At 43.3% G+C, this 20,537-nt stretch carries 17 protein-coding genes; 8 read left to right on the top strand and 9 right to left on the bottom strand.

Going from position 1 to position 20,537, the window contains the following annotated elements:
- The first annotated feature begins 36 nt into the window (after positions 1-36).
- Positions 37-798, top strand: coding sequence for a molybdopterin-dependent oxidoreductase (locus tag H6G05_RS15885; RefSeq protein WP_190579237.1), 762 nt, complete (start codon positions 37-39; stop codon positions 796-798).
- Positions 799-828: 30 nt separating this feature from the next.
- On the opposite strand, the gene hemH is transcribed toward H6G05_RS15885, so the two are convergent.
- The 3 genes from hemH to H6G05_RS15870 form a co-directional block, all read right to left on the bottom strand.
- Entirely contained in the window at positions 829-1,842 is a 1,014-nt protein-coding gene (gene hemH, locus H6G05_RS15880) for a ferrochelatase (RefSeq protein WP_190579235.1), read from the bottom strand.
- Positions 1,843-2,056: 214 nt separating this feature from the next.
- Positions 2,057-2,443: a response regulator gene (locus H6G05_RS15875; protein WP_190579233.1), complete on the bottom strand. Its 387-nt coding sequence runs from the start codon at positions 2,441-2,443 to the stop codon at positions 2,057-2,059.
- Entirely contained in the window at positions 2,430-3,395 is a 966-nt protein-coding gene (locus H6G05_RS15870; RefSeq protein ID WP_190579231.1) for a DUF362 domain-containing protein, read from the bottom strand. Before H6G05_RS15870 ends, H6G05_RS15875 begins: the two co-directional genes overlap by 14 nt.
- A gap of 387 nt (positions 3,396-3,782) precedes the next feature.
- On the opposite strand from H6G05_RS15870, the gene H6G05_RS15865 reads away from it, so the two are divergent.
- Both H6G05_RS15865 and H6G05_RS15860 read left to right on the top strand, forming a co-directional pair.
- Positions 3,783-4,133, top strand: a complete 351-nt coding sequence (locus H6G05_RS15865) for a Spx/MgsR family RNA polymerase-binding regulatory protein (RefSeq protein WP_190579229.1) — start codon at positions 3,783-3,785, stop codon at positions 4,131-4,133.
- Between the two features lie 119 nt (positions 4,134-4,252).
- A complete protein-coding gene (locus H6G05_RS15860) occupies positions 4,253-4,522 on the top strand; it encodes a hypothetical protein (RefSeq protein ID WP_242025570.1) in 270 nt (89 codons plus the stop codon).
- Here H6G05_RS15860 and H6G05_RS15855 read toward each other — a convergent pair.
- Together H6G05_RS15855 and purF are read right to left on the bottom strand one after the other, a co-directional pair.
- Positions 4,519-4,980 (bottom strand): VOC family protein, encoded by a 462-nt coding sequence (locus H6G05_RS15855; protein ID WP_190579227.1) that lies wholly within the window; start codon positions 4,978-4,980, stop codon positions 4,519-4,521. The genes H6G05_RS15860 and H6G05_RS15855 overlap by 4 nt on opposite strands.
- A complete protein-coding gene (gene purF, locus H6G05_RS15850) occupies positions 4,977-6,458 on the bottom strand; it encodes an amidophosphoribosyltransferase (protein ID WP_199310589.1) in 1,482 nt (493 codons plus the stop codon). Before purF ends, H6G05_RS15855 begins: the two co-directional genes overlap by 4 nt.
- 341 nt (positions 6,459-6,799) lie before the next feature.
- Between purF and glpX the strand changes: the two genes are divergently transcribed.
- From glpX to H6G05_RS15830, 4 genes are all read left to right on the top strand, one after another.
- Positions 6,800-7,843, top strand: a complete 1,044-nt coding sequence (glpX, locus tag H6G05_RS15845) for a class II fructose-bisphosphatase (RefSeq protein ID WP_190579223.1) — start codon at positions 6,800-6,802, stop codon at positions 7,841-7,843.
- Positions 7,844-8,077: 234 nt separating this feature from the next.
- Complete coding sequence (locus tag H6G05_RS15840; protein WP_190579221.1) at positions 8,078-9,379, top strand: glutamyl-tRNA reductase; 1,302 nt, start codon at positions 8,078-8,080, stop codon at positions 9,377-9,379.
- A gap of 228 nt (positions 9,380-9,607) precedes the next feature.
- Positions 9,608-10,051 (top strand): HHL1-like protein, encoded by a 444-nt coding sequence (locus H6G05_RS15835; RefSeq protein WP_190579220.1) that lies wholly within the window; start codon positions 9,608-9,610, stop codon positions 10,049-10,051.
- Positions 10,052-10,702: 651 nt separating this feature from the next.
- Positions 10,703-12,715 (top strand): NAD(P)H-quinone oxidoreductase subunit 5, encoded by a 2,013-nt coding sequence (locus H6G05_RS15830; RefSeq protein ID WP_190579218.1) that lies wholly within the window; start codon positions 10,703-10,705, stop codon positions 12,713-12,715.
- Positions 12,716-12,782: 67 nt separating this feature from the next.
- Here the strand turns inward: H6G05_RS15830 and H6G05_RS15825 are convergent, their stop codons facing one another.
- Positions 12,783-14,072 (bottom strand): DNA cytosine methyltransferase, encoded by a 1,290-nt coding sequence (locus H6G05_RS15825; RefSeq protein WP_190579216.1) that lies wholly within the window; start codon positions 14,070-14,072, stop codon positions 12,783-12,785.
- Between the two features lie 329 nt (positions 14,073-14,401).
- Between H6G05_RS15825 and H6G05_RS15820 the strand changes: the two genes are divergently transcribed.
- Positions 14,402-15,994, top strand: coding sequence for a DEAD/DEAH box helicase (locus tag H6G05_RS15820; RefSeq protein ID WP_190579214.1), 1,593 nt, complete (start codon positions 14,402-14,404; stop codon positions 15,992-15,994).
- Positions 15,995-16,115: 121 nt separating this feature from the next.
- Here the strand turns inward: H6G05_RS15820 and H6G05_RS15815 are convergent, their stop codons facing one another.
- From H6G05_RS15815 to H6G05_RS15805, 3 genes are all read right to left on the bottom strand, one after another.
- Entirely contained in the window at positions 16,116-17,135 is a 1,020-nt protein-coding gene (locus tag H6G05_RS15815; protein WP_190579212.1) for a J domain-containing protein, read from the bottom strand.
- Between the two features lie 88 nt (positions 17,136-17,223).
- Positions 17,224-18,546, bottom strand: coding sequence for a pentapeptide repeat-containing protein (locus H6G05_RS15810; RefSeq protein WP_190579210.1), 1,323 nt, complete (start codon positions 18,544-18,546; stop codon positions 17,224-17,226).
- A complete protein-coding gene (locus H6G05_RS15805) occupies positions 18,537-20,537 on the bottom strand; it encodes an ATP-binding protein (protein WP_190579208.1) in 2,001 nt (666 codons plus the stop codon). The genes H6G05_RS15810 and H6G05_RS15805 overlap by 10 nt, the downstream gene beginning before the upstream one ends.

The raw sequence follows: 20,537 nt of genomic DNA, 5'->3' as shown, positions 1-20,537 counted from the left end.
AAAGAATTACGCAAGAAATTGATTAGGATGACAAAAATGCAATTTGATAAATATCAGCATCATCGATTTTCTCGTCGTCAGTTAGTGCAATATGCGAGTTTATCGGGCATGGGCTTACTATTATGTAGTTGTGGTGATTCTAGTTCTAGAGTTAGTCCGATTTTTAAGCCACTCAATCAACAATCAGACAAAGTTCGCTCTTTATTTGAACCGCTCAATCAAAGCATTGAAGAGTTGATTTTTCAAGCGAAGACTCCTGCCCCAGAATATCCCACTAGTGCAATTGAGCCTAATGCTTTATTGATTAATTCTTTTGATACCACACCTGTAATCAATCCCAGTTCTTTTAAATTGATAGTAGATGGAGCGGTAAATAATCCTATGCAATTGAGCATGAACGATGTGCGATCGCTGCCTTTAATATCAATGGTAATTCGCCATGTATGTGTGGAAGGTTGGGCAGCGATCGTGCAATGGGGAGGGGTGCGTTTATACGATTTAGCGAAGTTAGTCCAACCCAAAGCAGGAGCGCGTTACGTCTATTTTGAATCTGCCGATAATTATTATGAGAGTTGGGATATTGCTTCAGCTTTACATCCGCAAACTTTACTTGCTTATCAAAAGAATGGTCAAGATATTCCAATTGAGAATGGCGCACCTTTGCGCTTAGCTTCTCCGATTAAGCTTGGTTACAAGCAATCAAAATGGGTAATTCGCGTGACCTTTACCAATGATCTTGTTCAACAACGGCGAGGGTACTGGGTAGATGAGGGATATGAATGGTTTGCAGGATTGTAAAGAGAAAGGGCGCTTTGCGCCCTTTCTCTTTTAAGCCGCGATCGCAGCAGCTTTAGTTGTACCGAGTGATTCCATTACCAATTCCGCAAGATCATTGATAAAAATTGGATGACTATTTAGAGCAGGAACGCGATCAAAGTTGTGAATCCCCGCTTCTTCTGCAACTTCACGATACTCAATATCGATTTCCTGCAATGTCTCAATATGCTCCGACACAAAACTAATCGGCACAACTAAAAGATCGTTAACTCCACGCTTTGCTAAATTCTTAATTGCTTCCTCAGTATAGGGTTGGAGCCATTCGACGGGACCAACACGACTCTGATAAGCGAGGGTATGCGCGTTATAGCGTTGATAGTCTCGGCGCAAAGCCTTCATAATCCCGTCAACACAGTTTTCCATTTCCGATTGATAGGGATCGCCGTATTTGGTCACATATTTGACAGGTACACCGTGAGCGCTGAAGAAAATATGCACATTCTCAGGCTCGGCAAAATCTTGCAATTTCGCATCGATCAGTTGATTCATGGCACGAATATAGCCAGTGCGCTCATACCAAGACTTAATCGTAATTTTCTCGATCGCTTGGAGTTCAGGGTCATTTTCCCAAAGTACATCGAGTTGCTTAATGCTCGAACCACTGGTGCTGATGGAGTATTGTGGATATAAAGGCAACACCACAAGGCGTGTAATGCCATCCTGTTTGATTTGGGCGATCGCCTCTTCAGTGTAGGGACGCCAGTAGCGCATGGCAACATATACTTTGGCATCGACTCCATGACGCTGCAAAACGTTCTCAATATTTTCACCTTGCTCCTCAGTAATCTGACGTAATGGTGAGCCGCCGCCAATCATGCGGTAATTTTCTTGACTGATGGGAGCGCGGCTAGCAGCGATCAGTGAGGCGATCGGCTTTTGTAAAAAAGGAAAGGGGAGGCGAATGATTTCTGGATCAGCGAATAGGTTATACAAGAAAAGATAGACATCTTCTAACTTTTCAGGACCTCCCAAGTTTAATAGCATTACTCCAACGCGACCAGACATAAAGCAATTTCCTAAATTTAATAAGTTGATAATTTGATGAATAATGAATATGAGTGACGCAAAGCATCGCTCATAATGATGAATAAATGGATTATTTTATTAAGTGAAATTTTAAAACTCTTTCTAAATCTTAGTCTAAGTTATAGATAAGTATAGTCTTTTGTCTTGGGCTGCTTAGGCATAAAGTAGAGTGTTACAGCGCAACATCCTAACCCTATTGCTTATCTAGCCATTGCTTGACACAGGCTTCTAACAAATCAATGTCTAAAGGCTTTGTCAGATAATCATCACAACCAGAGGCGATCGCCGATTCTTTATCTCCTTTCATTGCATGAGCCGTGACCGCAATTATGGGGATATTGGCAGTGCGATCGCTCGCTTTGAGTTGTCGGGCTACTTCCCATCCATCAATTTCTGGCAAAGATAAATCTAGCAAAATCAGATCAGGATGATTAGTTTCTAGCCAATCTAGTGCTGATTGACCATCTTGGATGCAAGTGACGCGATAGCCTGAATCTTGAAACACCTGTTCCACCAAAACTTGGTTGTCAGGGGCATCTTCGACCACTAAGATTAGCGGTGGGCTGTTAAGTGCGGGCATAGGTGCTGAGCGGTTCTTTGATGAACTTGATATAGAGATGTTTAAAGGTCGATTTCAAGACTCTGGGCATTCCAAAGTCGATCGCCATCATCGTTTCTGGTAGTTTCCAATCGCTGCTTTGCAATTGAGTGATCGGATCGCCGATGATGTCAATAGCATCAAGATCGCTACAAAGTCCTGTACGGATAGCGGCTGCAACTGTCGGCACATCGAGAGGTTTAACTCCAAGGATCTCCACCATAACGCGATCGAGTGCAAAAACATCACAGGAAGCCGCTAAAACTCCTAATTCTTTTGGTTCACCAGCGCTAGGACCATTCCCTTCATGTCCGACAATACCATCAAGGATTGTTAGTTCAGGATTAATTGCTCTTGCCGTCTCGATCAACATTTGGGCAAATCGTTCGACATCTTTGCCAGCTTCCATATGCCACCATGCTTTCATCTTGCCTGGAACGCAGCCAAATAGATTTTTGACACCAAGGGTTAGGGTCAGTTGCATATGTGACTTGACCTTAGGCAAATTAATCACCACATCTGCATCCATCGCTTCTTTACTGAGACGCAAATGTTGCAGTTCACCTTCGCCCTCGGTTGCGTAGCGTTTGCCATGAAACTCGATAATTGGTAAGCCTAATTCTTCGGCAAGGGGTAACAAGCCATTCGCCTTGGCAATTCCTTTGGCACTACCGAAGGCGGGGCTATCCCCTAAAAATGGCTTCCCACCAGCGTCCTGTACCATTTTGGCGACACAGTACACCAATTCGGGACGAGTGGTGCATTCTTTGGTTGGTCGTGAGCCTGTGAGTAAGTTGGGCTTGAGGAGAACGCGATCGCCTGCTTTGACGATGCTGGACATACCTCCTAGGGGTGCAAGTACTGCCTCTAGTGCTGTCATCAGTGATGCAGTTTCGTAGCTAGAGGTATGTAGAAGACTGACGATTGGTTTCATGAATATGTCTAGAAGGTGGTGGGTCAGCAAACTATTTAAAAATATAACCTAGTAACTATGTCTTATACAAAAACAGAAAATGGCTATGCCATTTTCTGTTTTTAAAACCCAGTCTTAAAATCAAAGAATTATTGGTGCGGCGCTTCGCGCCGCACCAATAATTCTTGGGTGGAAGGCAATAGTTAAGACTAAAAGCTTTTTTCAGTGCGATCATCGCAATCCTCGATCTCTAAGCCCAAATAAAAGGAGGCAGTGCTTCGCTTTGCCTCCTTTTATTTGGGCTTTATTAAGTTATTGCCATACAATAGCTATAGATAGCCAAAACCACTGAAGGAGTGGGCTTTCATACTTCTGTGTTTTTTAAAAAGTCATAATCTGAGTAAATTTATGTCTATTCAAGTCTATGGCATACCCAATTGTGGGACTTGCAAAAAAGCGATCGCTTGGTTAGACAATCAAGGAATTGCCTACGAATTTATTAACACTAAAGACTATCCTCCAACTCGAACAGTGATCGCTGAATGGGTAAATGCATTAGGAGAAAGAGTAATGCGAAATACCTCTGGACAGTCATATCGATCGCTTGGAGCTGAAAAAGAAACATGGTCACATATTCAATGGATTGAAGCCTATGCCAAGGATTCGATGCTGCTCAAGCGACCTTTATTTGTTAAAGACGGTAAGGCGATCGCGATCGGATTTAGAAATCCTGAAGAAATCAAACAAAAATTAGCTTGAAATTTAGCCTAAATGAAGCGTCTTGTTATGATATATGCTCATTCTAAAGAGTGATAGTAATTCCTATGTGAGCTAAAGTATATTAAATTATGAATTATCAATTCATAATTCGTAGTTTAATGACTGCTAAGTTATCTCCAAAAAATTCAATCACATGGGTAAAAACAGTAATGAGCCAAAGACTAAAGCGATGGGAATCACCACGCAAAGAAGGTAGAAACGATAAAGGTAAAGGTGGCTCAGCACGCCAACGCCAAAAGAAAAAACAATTGCAAATGCTTCGTAAAAAATTAAAAGAAGGTATTAATCCCCAACCAAAAAGAGATGGCGCTAGCGCCATCTCTTTTTGGTTTTCAGAGAAAGTTGCGATGCAACTTTCTCTCAGCTAATGCGTAATTACAGGAACCTGTTGAGCAAAGTCTGCATCACCAACTTCGTGAAAATCAGTCTCACCAAAAATTGCAGTTTCAAACTTGTAATGCTTGAACTCTAAAATATTGCCTGAATGATCGGCCAAGAAAAAGGTTCGATGTTCCAATGGTGTATCCACAAAGCGAACTTTTGGCTTTTGATAAAACTTAAGACGCTTATCATGGACTTTTTCTAATAAAGCCATCCAGTTATTTTCGGAGTAAAATACTAACCCGAAATGGCGCGGATAAATACCACGTTGCGATTCAAGAGATTCATGAACAACGTGCGCTACCAACTGGTGACCATACAAACTCATGATCAGCGAGTCACTTGACTCGCGTCCTGCCAAACAACCCAAACCATCAATATAAAAAGCTTTGGTGCTTGCAATATCTTTGACTGGAAATGCGAGATGAAAGAGGATCTTGGTCATGTTGCCGTATTTTCTAGCATAAGTTTGGTGCGCTTGAGTTTATCAGGAACTTCAATCGGATATTTTCCTGTAAAACAAGCCGTGCAAAAATGCGTGGTATCAATTTGTGTCGCCTTTAACATTGCGTCGTGACTGAGATACGCAAGCGTATCAACCTCAATCTGTTTGGCGATCGCATCGACGGATTTTTGCGCTGCGATCAAATGATCTTGCGAGTCCGTATCAATACCATAAAAACAAGGGTGAGTAACAGGAGGTGAAGAAATACGCATATGTACCTCAATTGCACCAGCCTCACGCAATGCTCTTACTATTTTACGACTCGTCGTTCCCCTTACGATCGAATCATCGATCACAATTACCCGTTTACCTTGCAAAACATCCTTAAGCGTATTCAACTTCATACGGATGCCAGACTCCCGCATTGCTTGGGTGGGCTGAATAAAAGTCCGTCCCACATAGCGATTTTTGATCAATGCCTCACCGTAGGGAATCCCTGACTCTCGTGAAAATCCGATCGCCGCGGGAATACCCGAATCTGGCACGCCAATTACAATATCGGCTTCCACGCAACTTTCTTTAGCTAGTTCTCGCCCAATTCTCAATCTATATGTATAGAGACTTTCATCATGCATGACACTATCGGGTCTTGCAAAATAAATCATCTCAAAAACACAGAGCTTCGGTTGTGACTCTTCCCAATGCCAAGACTCAATACCTTTTTCTAGGGTAATGATCACGAGTTCTCCAGCTTCGACCTCGCGTACATATTCTGCCCCAATAATATCTAAGCCACAAGTTTCTGAAGACAAGACATAGGAACCATCAGGGGTTTTGCCAATCACCAAAGGACGTACACCATAGGCATCCCTAGCACCAATAAGCGCATTAGGAGTTGCCATCACTAAGCTGAACGCTCCATGGCATCGCTTCAGAGCTGTAATGATCGCCCCTTGCCAATTTTTACCCTCTTCTACAGCCTCGCCCACTGCAAAGGCAATTCCTTCAGAATCTGTAGTTGATTCGAGCGCATGACCTTGAGCCGACAGTTCGCCGCGCAACTCAGTGGCATTGACTAAGTTGCCATTGTGAGCAAGCGAAAAATCGCCCAGTCTCGTATTTATGACAATTGGTTGAGCGTTACAAACTTTACTCGAGCCTGTGGTCGAATAGCGGTTATGCCCAATCCCTAAAGATCCCTTCATTTCTGAGAGGATCGTTTCATTAAATACTTGAGCAACTAGTCCCATAGCCTTGTGAGTATGGGTCGTGCCATGATCATCGTAGACAGTAATCCCTGCTGATTCCTGACCACGATGCTGTAGGGCATATAGTCCAAAGTATACAAGTTTAGCAACATCCCCTTCTGCTGCTAGTACCCCGAAAACACCACAAGCTTCCTGTGGTTTGTCCGTCTCAATGTCATTGTTAAGATCTAGATCATCAAAATCGGTATGATTTATAAGGTTTTTAGGCATCTCATCAGCAAAAACAGAATGGTCAGAATGGTCTGGCAACATAGCAGTTATACGCAATACATTAGTTTGGGTAGAAGAGAAAAGCCCACTCAATAGATCGTACCAGTGTTAAGCGTTTCTTAACCAAAATTAGCAAAGCAAACCCAGAAGGAGGAGGAAGACACTCTGCGTTGCCCTCCTCCTTCTGGGTTTTAATTTGTCCTTCTGCCCTGTAAACTTAATTACGAGGTTGTGTAGTAAGACACAACTAAACTTAATTTTGTTTTCTGTTTCTAGAAATTTTCTAGAGCATAACAAAGGCTTAATAGTTATAAAATTTAGATAAGTAAGGATTCCTACGCATGGATAATACAATCAGCCTTGAGATTATTGAGGTCGTTGAACAGGCTGCGATCGCATCTTCTCGGTGGATGGGCTTGGGTAAAAAAGACGAAGCCGACGAAGCAGCAGTTGAAGCAATGCGCGAACGCATGAACAAAATTCATATGCGTGGTCGTATCGTCATTGGTGAAGGTGAGCGTGACGAAGCACCCATGCTTTATATCGGCGAAGAAGTAGGTATTTGCACACAGCCCAATGCTGCTGAGTTCTGCACCATCGAAGAATTACAAGAAATTGATATCGCTGTTGACCCTTGCGAAGGGACAAACCTTGTCGCCTATGGTCAAAATGGTTCGATGGCAGTTTTGGCAATTTCTGAACGCAATGGCTTGTTCCGCGCTCCTGACTTTTATATGGACAAACTAGCTGCACCTCCTGCTGCAAAGGGTCACGTCGATATCCGCAAAACACCTACCCAAAATCTGAAAATTCTTTCGGAATGTCTAAATCGTTCGATCGAAGAATTGGTCGTCGTAGTTATGGATCGTCCTCGTCACAAGGGTTTGATTTCTGAAATCCGTGCCGCAGGCGCTCGTGTCCGTTTGATCAGTGATGGTGACGTATCCGCTGCAATTTGCTGTGGTTTCGCTGGGACAAACATCCATGCTCTGATGGGTATTGGTGCTGCTCCTGAAGGTGTTATTTCGGCAGCCGCAATGCGTTGCTTGGGTGGACATTTCCAAGGTCGTCTAGTTTATGACCCTGCTGAAGTCAATACCCCTGAAAGCGAAAAGTGGACTCGTGAAGGTAACTTGGCTCGCCTCAAGGAAATGGGTATCGAAGATGGCGATAAGGTCTATGATGCCAATGAATTAGCTTGTGGTAAAGATGTATTGTTTGCTGGCTGTGGCATTACACCAGGTACATTGATGGAAGGTGTCCGCTTCTTTGGTGGTGGTTGCCGTACTCAGTCTTTGGTTATCTCAACTCAATCGAAGACTGCTCGCTTTGTTGACACCATTCACTTGACTGGTGATGCTCCTAAGACTATTAATTTGCGTTAATAACTTAGTTAGAATTACTAGTACCTATGGTGCTAGTAATTCTAAACCCCAAAAAAGTAAAGGAAAGCGCTTCGCGCTTTCCTTTACTTTTTTGGGGTTTTTAAAGAATGGTGGTAGCTATATTACAGAACGTTAAGGAGTAATAAGTACCTACTACACTGGTAGCTATCTCCTGATAAGCTCATCCAATAAGATAATTTATTTCCAGTCCTAAATAAGAAACGCATTTACGATATGAATATTGCAGTTGTTGGCTTGAGTCATAAAACGGCGACTGTGGAAGTACGGGAAAAGTTGAGTATTCCCGAAGATCGCATGGAAGCAGCGATCGCTCAACTGATGAGCTATCCGAATATTGAAGAAGCTGCAATTTTAAGCACTTGTAACCGCTTAGAGTTGTATGTAGTTACTAGCGAAGCCGAAGGTGGTATTCGTGAAATTATGCAGTTTCTAGCGGAATTTAGCCAACTACCTCTACAGTACCTACGTCGTTATCTGTTTATTCTGCTCCGCCAAGATGCCGTAACTCACCTGATGCGAGTTGCGTCTGGCTTAGATAGTCTAGTACTTGGTGAAGGTCAAATTCTCGCTCAGGTCAAAAATACCCATCGCCTCGCCCAACAATACAATGGCGCAGGTCGGATTCTCAACCAACTTTTTAAACAGGCGCTTTCAGCAGGTAAACGAGTTCGTACTGAAACTGAAATTGGTACGGGTGCAGTATCAATTAGTTCGGCGGCTGTAGAACTAGCTCAAATTAAGCTGCAAAATTTATCGGATAAACACACTACGATCATCGGGGCTGGCAAGATGTCCCGCCTGTTGGTCAAGCATTTAATTTCTAAGGGCGCTCAAAAGATTGCGATCGTTAATCGATCGCGCGATCGCGCTGCTGCCATGCTTAAGGAATTTGAAACTAGCAATGCTGAGTTCGATATCCGTCCACTAGATCAAATGCTGGATTGTGTAGCAATTTCTGATCTTGTGTTTACGAGTACTGCTTCTACAGAGGTGATTCTGAGCCGCAAAAATCTTGAAGCGATCGCTTCAAATCACACTGGCTTGACTCTCGTTGATATTTCTGTACCGCGCAATATCAGTTCTGATGTCAACGAGTTGCCGAATACCAGAGCCTACAACGTTGATGATTTGCAAGCAGTAGTTGCCGAGAATCAAGAAAGTCGTCGTCAGATGGCGATGCAAGCCGAGATTTTGCTGGAAGGTTGTGTGGCGGAGTTTGATAGCTGGTGGCGATCGCTTGAGACTGTGCCCACGATTAGCAAACTGCGTCAAAAAATGGAAATCATCCGTGAGCAGGAGATGGAAAAAGTGCTATCTCGGCTCGGCAATGATTTTGCTGATAAGCATCAAGATGTGATCGAGAGCATGACTCGCGGCATCATTAATAAAATTTTGCATGATCCAATGGTGCAGCTTCGCGCTCAACAGGACATCGAGACGCGCCGCCGCGCCATGCAAATGTTACAAGTTCTCTTTGATCTAGATTCACCCTCTAGCCAATTGAAAGAAGGTTAATAAAAAAGCCGCCCTAGGGCGGCTTTTTTATTAACGAAAGCGTGACAACACTTTTGCCTGATAGTGAATATCTCGAAAATTGTTTGCCTAAAGAATGATTGTGCTTGCATCCTCTACTAAAGTAAACTTTTGTAAATGTACTTAATAATTACAAAAAGTTTGATAGGCGCTGTAAAGCATCACCTATCAAATTTTTCAAAACTATTTTTAAAAATCAAAGGTAAAGCTATGCCTGTAACTAAACCAACTGGATTCGCACAAGGTACGGGACAGTCCAAGAAAAAGAAAAAAGCTCCCAACAAGCATCAAGTCGCTGCTAATAAATACGACGAGATGAAAGAGAAAGGTTTGCCTGAGTTCAATATTTACATTCGCATCAAGGGAAAAGATTGGGTTCCTGCGGGTTCGATGGCAGTGGAACGCAGTAATCTCATTAGTCGCGCCATTTTCCAACAGGAAGATTCTCTACTCAAGGGAGCAGTTCGTCTCTACCCTATCCTACGGAATTACAAAGAGAATCTCGAATATGGCTATCGTTTGAAGGAATTTCCTGATGAGGAAATTACAGTTGCTGTACTTCCAGAACCTACCATTGGCGATAAGTTCCAGTATGCTTTTACTAAGGCTAAGGAATATTTTAATAGTGTTACGAAGAAGAAAGAATCTAAGTAGATAGCATCTTAGAGATAGATCGTCGGTTAGTGCTGCACCGTAAAATAAAGAACCGATTTTTGATAGCGCTGCTTTGCTGCGCTATCAAAAATCGGTTCTTTGTTAAATTGTAGAACCCTTAAGGGGATGAGATAATACTAATCTTCGGATGTCTCTCTCTTCCTGCTTTTGGAACACTGCTTGTCTCAACAAAAAATGATTTTTGGGCTGATATTTTCTGACATTTGTTCTGGCGCAGACAGTTCTATCCATTCCAAAGTCTCTAACTGCTCAATATTTTTTGCTTCTACATTTCAATATAATATTGCGGCAATTTTCTTATCTCATCCATGTATCGATAAAATATTTATATTTGGGACTTTAGTGAGATACTACCAAGTCAGAGCCCCTCTAAATCCAACTTTCAATACTTTCCTAAGAACTTTGGTACGTTATCGCACTTAGAACTAAAGCACTGGTGAAATTAGTTTTCATAGCTTTTGGCAGCAACACTATTTGAAGCTATACCCAAAATAACAATTGAACTCTTCCAAGTTTTTCACATAATATAAGTAACAATGCTTATGGTTAACACATCGCTCTTGAGCGCCCTGTAGTAAACTAACCTATTAAAAGCGTCTCTACAATAAACTTTGCGTTCAAACGCGACCTATGGACTTTGCATATCAATACGCATGGCTGATTCCCTTGCTGCCACTTGCCGCAGCACTGATTATCGGCACAGGACTGATTACCTTTAACAAATCCACCAATAAATTGCGATCGCTCTGGTCTGTCCTCAGCGTATCCGCCACAGGCGGCGCAATGGTGATGGCAATTAACTTACTCTGGAGTCAGATCCAAGGGCATGAACCCTACCTCTACACCTTTGAGTGGGCGCAAGCAGGCGCATTTCATCTGAATATGGGATTTGTGATTGATCACCTGACTGCATTGATGTTAGTGATCGTCACCACCGTCGCTTTTTTGGTGCAGATCTACACCGATGGCTACATGGCTCATGATCCCAGCTATGTCAGATTCTATGCTTATCTAAGTTTATTTACCTCCTCCATGTTGGGCTTAGTCGTTAGCCCCAACTTGGTACAGATTTATATTTTCTGGGAACTCGTGGGGATGTGTTCCTACTTGCTAATTGGCTTTTGGTTCGATCGCAAAGGTGCGGCTGATGCTTGTCAAAAAGCATTTGTAACTAACCGCGTTGGTGACTTTGGGCTGTTACTGGGGTTGCTTGGTCTATATTGGGCAACTGGTACGTTTGAATTCACCGAAATGGGAGAACGTTTAAGCGAATTAGTAGAGTCGGGAGCCTTGAGTGTTGCACTTGCTACGCTATTCGCAATTCTCGTTTTCATGGGCCCTGCTGCTAAATCTGCTCAATTCCCCCTCCATGTATGGTTACCTGACGCGATGGAAGGTCCTACACCAATTTCGGCATTAATCCATGCCGCAACAATGGTTGCGGCTGGTGTATTCCTAATTGCACGGATGTTCCCTGTGTTTGAAGAAATTCCTGCGGTAATGAATACGATCGCTTGGACAGGAGCTTTTACAGCATTTCTAGGCGCAAGCATCGCCATCACTCAAAACGACATCAAAAAAGGCTTGGCTTATTCCACCGTATCCCAATTGGGGTACATGGTCATGGGTATGGGTGTGGGTGCTTATAGTGCAGGTTTATTCCACCTGATGACTCACGCCTATTTCAAAGCGATGATGTTCCTCGGTTCTGGTTCCGTTATTCACGGCATGGAAGAAGTGGTGGGACATGATCCCGATGTGGCTCAAGATATGCGGGTGATGGGCGGCTTACGCAAATATATGCCGATCACAGCGATTACCTTCTTCATCGGGACTCTGGCGATTAGCGGTATTCCCCCATTCGCTGGTTTCTGGTCAAAGGACGAAATTCTTGCCTCCACTTTTAAAGCCAATCCTGCTCTTTGGGCGATCGGCTTTGCTACGGCGGGGATCACTGCTTTTTACATGTTCCGCATGTACTTCACCACCTTTGAAGGTGATTTTCGTGGTACTGATAAGAAGCTCTTAGCAATGGTCAAAGCTGAAAACTCCGTTGGTAAAGAACCTCAAACTGATGATGGACATGGACATCATCATGCTAGCAAGCCCCATGAATCACCAATCACCATGACTTTCCCTCTGATGGCTTTGGCAATTCCTTCGATGGCGATCGGTCTAGTTGGTACGCCCTTGGGTAACTACTTCGAGTACTTTATCCATGCACCATCGGAAAAAATCACCGAAGTTCCTGTTGAAGGCTTCACCCCTGAATTCTTATTGATGGGTGGAAGTTCGATTGGCATTGGTTTGATTGGGATATCTCTTGCAATCTTGATGTATATGCAAAAGAAAATCGATCCCAGTGCGATCGCCAAATCTATCGAACCTCTCTACAAGCTCTCAAAGAACAAATGGTACATCGATGAAATTTACAACATGATCTTCGTGGTTGGCTCTCGCCGATTAGCTCGTCAAGTGCTAGAAGTCGATGCCAAAATCGTTGATGGTGTAGTTAACCTTGCTGGTTTTGTGACAGTGGTAACTGGCGAAGGCTTGAAGTACTTTGAAAATGGCAAAGCGCAATTCTATGCTCTCGTCATTTTCATTGGTGTTCTCGGTTTTGTAATCGTGAGTTCGATTTAATTTCTTTCTGAATTATTAATAATTGGAAAAAGCGATCGCCTATTAATTAATAGGCGATCGCTTTTATTTATTGTTTACTAAAGAGCTTTTTTGATCGTGGTTCAATAGTATTTGAACTAACTTTATAGTGCAGAGATGCTGCCCTCATATTAAATTGCAATAATTTTTCTTCACCTAAAGTGTATAACTCTTCATTTAAAGTACATGAAAGGTTTATTACTTGAATAATTTGGGAAGCTACAGCTTTCGCTAAAAGCGGCGGTACTGAATTACCAACTTGTCTAAAACCATGCCAAATTGTCTTATGAAAGCGAAACCAATCTGGGTAGCTATGTAATCTTGCAGCTTCTCGAACAGTTATACATCTTGGAGTAATCGGATGTATTGGACGAGGAGCAGTAAATGCACCACGATTACTTGGAGTTCCTGCTCTCAAGGTATTACTAATTCCATCTAAAGCCAGCTTATAAAATCTACTAATGCTTTCTACTTCACCCTGAATCGTATCCCTGAAACGTTGTATTGATGTTTCCTGATGTTTTGACATCAGGCTAGAAGTTAATAATTTTTTGTCATATTCTCTTTGATAACCAAAGTTGGATTCACTAAAATTATTAATCAGCTTTACATATTCACTGAATTGTCCAAATTCCACTTGGAAATTATCCTGTGTCATTAACTCAGAATATTGAGAAATATCTGGCAACCCTGCGATCGCATCACGAACTGTTGGACTATCAGGTAAACCAACAAGCTCCTTGGGAATTCGTTTTGCTTTAGCTGGCTTAGTAATTGGTGAAGGATAATTGGGAAGCTTTAAACCTTGGCGACAACCAATTAGAAATAATCGTTCGCGATGTTGAGGCACACCAAAATGAGAAGCGTCAAGAACCTTGTAAGGATTAATTATATGATAGCCATTCTCTTCAAAATTCTCGATGACTTCATCTAAAAACTGTCGGTGATTGCCTAAAGTTAAACCTTTCACATTTTCCATCACAAAGTATTTAGCATTTAGTTCTTTAACTAGACGCATAAAATGTGAAACCAATTGATTTCGCGGATCGTCAAAGGCGCGTTTTCCCATCATCGAAAAACCTTGGCAAGGTGGCCCCCCAAAAACTACATCAACCTCGCGATCGCCTATTTTTGATCTTTGCCGAATGTCATCACCTGATATTTCCGTAACACTGGCACAAATCGCAGTCCACATTGGGAAATTATACTCATGGGTGGCGCAATGAATGGGATCAATCTCCACAGATGCAAGTACATCAAATCCCGCTTGTTCAAAGCCAAGCGTCATACCGCCCGCACCCGCAAATAAATCTACAGCGATCGGTCGTTGATTTCCCATAATCCACAAAGCTTTTAAATATCAGCACAGAAAATATATTGTATAGCAATGAGAAGTGGTCAGCTAATCGTAGACAGGTGCGGAAACGTCCATTTCATGAAGACAAAAAAAATGCAAATCAAAACCCAAAAGATGAGTGGCGGCGCTTCGCGCCGCCACTCATCTTTTGGGTTTTGATTTGTCCTAAGCAAAACTTACATTGCAGTTATACCAATTCACAAAAGTGTTGCCACACTTTTGTGAATTGGTATAACTGCTAGGGCAAAAAAATCCTTGATGTGTTTTGAGAAACTTCTGGCATAATACTAAAGATTTTTTTGAGGCGTGCGATGTCTGAGTTACGAGACTATCAAAAACGGGTCATCGACGAGATTTATGCGACTTGGCGGCTAGGCAAGCGGGCACTCTTGCTAGCAATGCCCACAGGCTCAGGCAAAACCCGCACCTTTAGCGAACTTGCCAAACATTTTTACGATCGCCATCAGCGTGTTCTCCTATTAGTTCATCGCGAAGAATTGCTCTGGCAAGCAAAAAACACCCTAGAGAAAACACTGCGATCCCCTGTGGGCATCATCAAAGCCAATCAGCCCATGCACCTAGAGCATCCCGTGCAATGTGCTTCCGTGCAAACCTTAGTGAAACGCCTCGAAAAACAAGAAATAGATTTAGCTGCGATCGCCCTCGTAATTGTGGACGAAGCTCACCTTTCCTTAGCACCAAGCTATTTGAAGATTTTGAGCTACTTTCCTGAAGCCTTAATTTTGGGTGTGACAGCTACACCTTCTCGACTAGATGGTAGAGGATTTGATCGCCTTTACGAAGAATTGATAGTAGGACCTTCTGTAGCTGAATTGATTTGGCGCGGATTTCTAGCAGATTATGATGTGCTTGCACCTGAAAGCTTTTTACCCACAGAAGAAGGGATTCGGATTGCAGGGGGCGATTTTAATTCGGCTGACTTAGCAGAACGTATTGATCGCCGCTATGTGGCTGGTTGTGCCGTCGATGCATATTTGCGCCATGCCCATCAAAAACGTTGTGTCGTATTTGCAATTAATCTAGACCATTCCAAAGCGATCGCCGAACGCTACCGAAGCGCAGGCATTGCTGCTGAACATATTGATGGCGAGACTGTTCCCAAAGAGCGTCAAGCCATCCTCGAGCGCTTTCGTGGTGGTGAAACCAGAGTACTTTGCAATGTCAATTTGTTCACCGAAGGCTTTGACGTTCCCGAAATCGAAGTGATTCAACTCTGTCGTCCTACGAAATCCGTGGCGCTCCATTTGCAAATGCTCGGTCGGGGATTACGCCCCAAGGGTGGACGTAAAGCGTTAGTTCTCGATCATGCAGGAAATTGCTTACGACTTGGTGGCGCGAAGGCGGAACGCAATTGGACATTGCAGGGCTTAGTAGAAGAAGTTCCCCAACAAGAACCAGTTGCGGAACTATTAAGCGAACAGCCTATACTCGATATACCTAAATCCCCAATAGATTTACCCAATTTCCCCAAGCGCCGCGTCGAGATTTACGAAACCGATGCTGATTTCTACAACATCCCTACTCATACTGAACTCGAAACCCATCTAGCACAACAAAGCTACCGCCAATCGCCTCCACCAAAAAATGTTGCAAATAGATTACAGCGATCGCCTTCAGACTCCGACCAAAACCCACCAAATCGCGATCGGCGTTCCTCTCAAACTCGCAAAGTCGCTACGAAGCCACCTTCAAAAGCATCTTCCCCAAACCGTAGCCGTCCATCTCGCCAGTTATCCCCTTTGCAAAAGGTAAGCAAGGCTGCGATCGAGCTAGCCGAAATGCTTGAAAATATTTTAGTTTGGGTTTGGCGATCGTGGTTCCCTCCCAAACGCCAAAAGATAGATGTCTCACAAAAATACAAACGTCCTCCTAACTTCCATTAGGAAAGCGTACCAAAACAAGTTTTTCTTAGGATATAAAAACCCAGAATAGAGTGGCAGCACGAAACGCCGCCACTCTATTCTGGGTTTTTGGTTTGTACTAGCGAACTCTTTTTTTGCTATATTACTGAAATTGCGATAGAAATTCTAGCATCAACTCTTCCTCCGACATTTGTTGCTGCATCAGCGCAGAGGGACCTCTCAAAAACTCTTGAATAGTAATGCGGCGATCGCGGAAATCAAGCACAAACTTATGTAGCTGTTCAACGACATCAACATGAGCCTCCACCTCACGCAAAGCCTCCCCAATAGGATCGCCACCATACTTAGTGATCTTCTTAAAAACAGCGGTCATTTCACCTTGCTGAGTCTTTTTCGTGAGTTTTAGTTGTTGTTTAATAGTTGCAAGTTGCTCTTTGAGAAAAGCATTTTCCGACTCTACCTTGGCACAATGACGGGTCAGATCGTCAGAGCTGTCGCGATCAATTATTGTCTCTAACTCTTGCTGTTTTTCGATCGCCAAAAGTCTAGCTAAATCAGCATTTTGATAAGCCAGATTAATTTCTTTCATAATCTCAGTGCGGTATTCCTTCTCAGTTGCATCAGTAACCTTATCAGGATGAAAGTTCTCAGCTAAGCGTAAAAAAAGCTGACGAACCTTTCTTAGTTCATCGCGATCAGGCTTGTTGAGATCTTCCGTAACTTCATGATGAGACTGTCCTTTATAGTTGTTCCAATTGTCATCCTCAGACTCATCAACCTCAATCTCATCTTGCTCCAAGGGAATTTGCTGAGGACTAATCAGACCATCTGCTTGGAGATGGTAGTAAACCGACTCAATATCTTTACGCGATTTCTTACCTAGTTTCCGTCCAGTAAAGATTTCCTTGAATACCTCATGAATTTGGCGATCGAGTTCCAGTATTTTCTGACGAAATGGAGCGATACGTTGCGCGATTTGAAGCCCCACGTCTTGAATGCTATCGTTCAGCTTATTTAATTTAGTACGGCTAGACTCAATTTGTTTGATCAGTTTATCATTTTCCTTTTCCAAGAAGTTGAGACGCACTCGTAGGTCAGATAGTCCAAGATCACTTTTAGAAGGCAAAGTCGCAGGATTAGAGGTGTTAGTTTTTCGAGCCATAGAAATCTGGAGAGCTAAGAGTCAAAGTTAACATCCATCAGAATCGTACCATCAGTTGCACGATCCACTCACTTCTCGATATTCACGTTTACTTACATTTCCCTACAGTTCCGTCGGACATCGTCGCTCCACAAAAATTTGCCCCTTGCAATACCGCGCCCCGCAAGTTCGCACCCGTGAGATTCGCGCCTGAGAAATTGGCTCTTTGTAAATTTGCACCGACAAAATCTGCGCCACGTAAATCTGATTGACTGATATCGGCATCCACTAACTGCGCTCCTCGCAACCTTGCTAAACGCAAATTCGCACCAGATAGATCAAAGCCCCTAAGATTGCGATCTTCACCACCACGATTGACGATTTCCCAAACTACACGCCACTTGCGATCGAGAATTGTTTCTTCATTGATAATGCTTTCTCGCAAATTGGCAAGTCGGAGATTCGCTCCTTCTAGCTTTGCATCGGAAAGTTGCGCTCCTTTAAAGTCAGCTTCCGTAAGATTTGCCTTGGTTAAATCGGCATAGCGGAGATTCGCATCATTAAACTTGACACGCACTAGATTACTGCGTCTGAGGTTCGTGATGAATAGATAGGCTTGAGTGAAGTTTGCATCTTCTAAATTAACCCCCGCGAGGTTCGCCTTCTCAAAATTCCCACCCGACAAATCCGCCGCCACTAGAGTTTGACCATCAACACGCTGATTGACAATTTTCCAAACCAGAAACCACTTTGGATCAAAAAAAGTATCACTATCAATTTTGCTCGATCGCAAATCGGTATGGAATAAATTTGCTCCTGCAAAAGTTGTTCCTTGTAAACTAGTTCCTTCTAGATTTGCTCTAGTCAAATTCACTTCACTAAAGTTGGCGCGGCGAAGATTGGCACGTTTGAGACGCGAATTAGTGAGATCAGCCTTTTCCAAATCAGCTAGTCCTAAATTGGCATTTTCAAAATTAGCACCGTCGATTTTGGCGCTAATTAGTTTCGCAAATTGTAAATCCGCATTTTTTAGAGAAGCTTGATTGAGAATAGCGCGTTCGAGATTGGCATATTTGAAATTTGCTCTAAATAGATTTGCGCCTTCGAGTTTGGCTTCAAGCAAATTAGCATTTAAAAAATCGGCTCCCGACAACAGCGCAAACCGTAGATCCGCCCCCAGCATATTCGCTCGCATAAACTTCGCACCATCCAACTTTGCCCCACGCATATCAGCTTTGCGAAGGTCAGCATCCCGAATATTGGCATTGATCAAATCGGCTCCTGCAAGTCTGGCATCGGGCAGGTCACATTCTGAGCATTCTTTAGTTTTGATCAGTTGCTCGACATGGCTCTGATTAGCAGCCCATACGGATGTCGCTGTCGTGATGACGATGAGAGCGGAAATAGCGATCGCCGTTTTGCCTATACCCATCCTTTTATCTCCGCATCCATCATTGGTTTTTCGAGTTTAATATACTCAATTTTTGCAGCTTGCAAAATATGTTTCATCTGTACAGCTTCATTGTGATCCGCCGCAATAAAAGCTGAGTTAAGGGCAATATTGCGAATATTACCACCCGCAACACTGAGTTTACCAAGTTTCACATAATCCAGATCCAGTATGGGTGTTTTCTCAGGAAAAGCTCTACGCCAAATTTCAGCACGTTGCTCCGCATCGGGAAAGGGAAACTGAATCACAAAACGTAAGCGTCTCAAAAACGCTTGATCGAGGGAGTTTTTCAAATTAGTGGTGAGTACGGCTAAGCCGCGATATGCCTCCATCCTTTGTAACAGATAGCTAACCCCGACATTAGCATGGCGATCGTGACTGTCCTTGACCTCGGTGCGCTTGCCAAAGAGAGCATCCGCTTCATCAAAGAGGAGAATCACGCCACCACCTTCCGCAGCATCAAAAATACGTTTGAGATTTTTCTCGGTTTCACCAATATACTTATCGATTACTGAACTGAGATCAATCCGATAGACATCAAGCTGTAATTCATTGCCCAAAACTTCCGCCGCCATCGTTTTACCAGTGCCGCTTGTACCTGCAAACAGAGCGCTAATTCCCAATCCGCGCCGACTTCTGCCAGCAAATCCCCATTTTTCATAGACCGTTAAGCGTTGACGTACATGGGCGGCAATGTCATGCAGCACAAGTTTTTCCTTAGATGGCAAAATCAGATCGTCCCAAGTCGCAGTTGTTTCCACGCTTTGAGCAAGTTCATTGAGTCGGGGACGTGATTGAGCGCGGCAGGCATTCCAAAGTGTTTGATGGAAGGTGTGGTTGGATTGTAGATGGTGTGAGCTTTTGGCTTTGAGAGAAGCGTTGTAAATATGCGTGGGTGAAAGATTGAAATAAGAGACGAGTTCATGAATGGAACCATTGAGTGAATCTTTGGTGTCGATATCTAGATCGCGTAGAGATTCTTCCCACAGTGTTTGCTGCTCATTAATGGAAGGAGATTGCACATCAAAGGTGATGATTGTCCGTTGGTGTTGGCGGCGACGGGTTTGACTGCTAATAATCATCGGACATCGCAGAATTTCGGTCAGATAGCCGATCGCCATATCTTGATTTTGATTAGGAGCTTCATCGCGATCGCAGTCCAGTAGTAGCGCCATTTCATTCAGCGTATATTCGCGATCGCATAGCTGAGCAATAAGCTGAAGATTACTTAAATCATGGGGCAGCAGGCTGGCAGGTATTTTATAGAGGTTTAATCCTAGATCTAGACAAACATTAACCGCGATCGCCATTTTGCTAGCTACATCTTCGCCACAGAGTTGCAAAACTGGTAGAACTTCTAATCCGTCATCATCAGAAGCATTTACCCAAGTAGCGATCGCCTGTTTCATGATTTGTTGATGAGAATCAATCTGGACAGAATTAGCAACTACAGGTTCTAACAGTTTGAGTAAGCGTTCATCAAGATGCTGATCTCCCATTAAATAATGCAAAATCCGTTCATTAATTCGCAAGGGACTAGATGTCAGCGCAATCCCTGCCCCGATTTCCACTAAATGCCATCGACGTAAATTGGCGGCTGGAGAGAGGGCTGACCAATCGGCATGATCTAGGAGCGACATCGCTAGACTAAAAGTGGGATAGGCTAGTTTGGAGTCATTGGCAATTTCAGCACAAAGCATTCCCCAGTTTGGATCAAATTCCATACCTGCACATAGCAGTAGCACATCTCTTTCAAAATCCGAAAGACTAAAATTTTCACATAGTCGTTGCAGATGACTATCAAGTTGGCGGTTTAGAAGATTAGATGCAACTGGTTCTTCTAAAATCTCACCTTTTTTTATCGCAATTTTCTGCTCTAAAGTTGAGCGGATCTTGGCGATCGCTGAAAATAGATCCTGTTGACTTTGCTTGAGCCACTTGGTGGTGATAGTGGTATGGGGCGATACGATCAT

The organism is Phormidium tenue FACHB-1050, assembly GCF_014696925.1.
Classification (GTDB): Bacteria; Cyanobacteriota; Cyanobacteriia; order Pseudanabaenales; family Pseudanabaenaceae; genus Pseudanabaena.
Note: the sequence above shows the minus strand (reverse complement) of the source record. Positions and strands in the feature narration are given on the sequence as shown.

Coding starts and splice junctions, on each gene's coding strand:
- H6G05_RS15865 (WP_190579229.1), top strand. CDS start 3,783: ATGTCTATTCAAGTCTATGGCATACCCAATTGTGGGACTTGCAAAAAA.
- H6G05_RS15875 (WP_190579233.1), bottom strand. CDS start 2,443: ATGCCCGCACTTAACAGCCCACCGCTAATCTTAGTGGTCGAAGATGCC.
- H6G05_RS15810 (WP_190579210.1), bottom strand. CDS start 18,546: ATGGGTATAGGCAAAACGGCGATCGCTATTTCCGCTCTCATCGTCATC.
- hemH (WP_190579235.1), bottom strand. CDS start 1,842: ATGTCTGGTCGCGTTGGAGTAATGCTATTAAACTTGGGAGGTCCTGAA.
- purF (WP_199310589.1), bottom strand. CDS start 6,458: ATGCCTAAAAACCTTATAAATCATACCGATTTTGATGATCTAGATCTT.
- H6G05_RS15805 (WP_190579208.1), bottom strand. CDS start 20,537: ATGATCGTATCGCCCCATACCACTATCACCACCAAGTGGCTCAAGCAA.
- H6G05_RS15835 (WP_190579220.1), top strand. CDS start 9,608: ATGCCTGTAACTAAACCAACTGGATTCGCACAAGGTACGGGACAGTCC.
- H6G05_RS15855 (WP_190579227.1), bottom strand. CDS start 4,980: ATGACCAAGATCCTCTTTCATCTCGCATTTCCAGTCAAAGATATTGCA.
- H6G05_RS15825 (WP_190579216.1), bottom strand. CDS start 14,072: ATGGGAAATCAACGACCGATCGCTGTAGATTTATTTGCGGGTGCGGGC.
- H6G05_RS15860 (WP_242025570.1), top strand. CDS start 4,253: ATGACTGCTAAGTTATCTCCAAAAAATTCAATCACATGGGTAAAAACA.
- H6G05_RS15820 (WP_190579214.1), top strand. CDS start 14,402: ATGTCTGAGTTACGAGACTATCAAAAACGGGTCATCGACGAGATTTAT.
- H6G05_RS15870 (WP_190579231.1), bottom strand. CDS start 3,395: ATGAAACCAATCGTCAGTCTTCTACATACCTCTAGCTACGAAACTGCA.
- H6G05_RS15815 (WP_190579212.1), bottom strand. CDS start 17,135: ATGGCTCGAAAAACTAACACCTCTAATCCTGCGACTTTGCCTTCTAAA.
- glpX (WP_190579223.1), top strand. CDS start 6,800: ATGGATAATACAATCAGCCTTGAGATTATTGAGGTCGTTGAACAGGCT.
- H6G05_RS15830 (WP_190579218.1), top strand. CDS start 10,703: ATGGACTTTGCATATCAATACGCATGGCTGATTCCCTTGCTGCCACTT.
- H6G05_RS15840 (WP_190579221.1), top strand. CDS start 8,078: ATGAATATTGCAGTTGTTGGCTTGAGTCATAAAACGGCGACTGTGGAA.
- H6G05_RS15885 (WP_190579237.1), top strand. CDS start 37: ATGCAATTTGATAAATATCAGCATCATCGATTTTCTCGTCGTCAGTTA.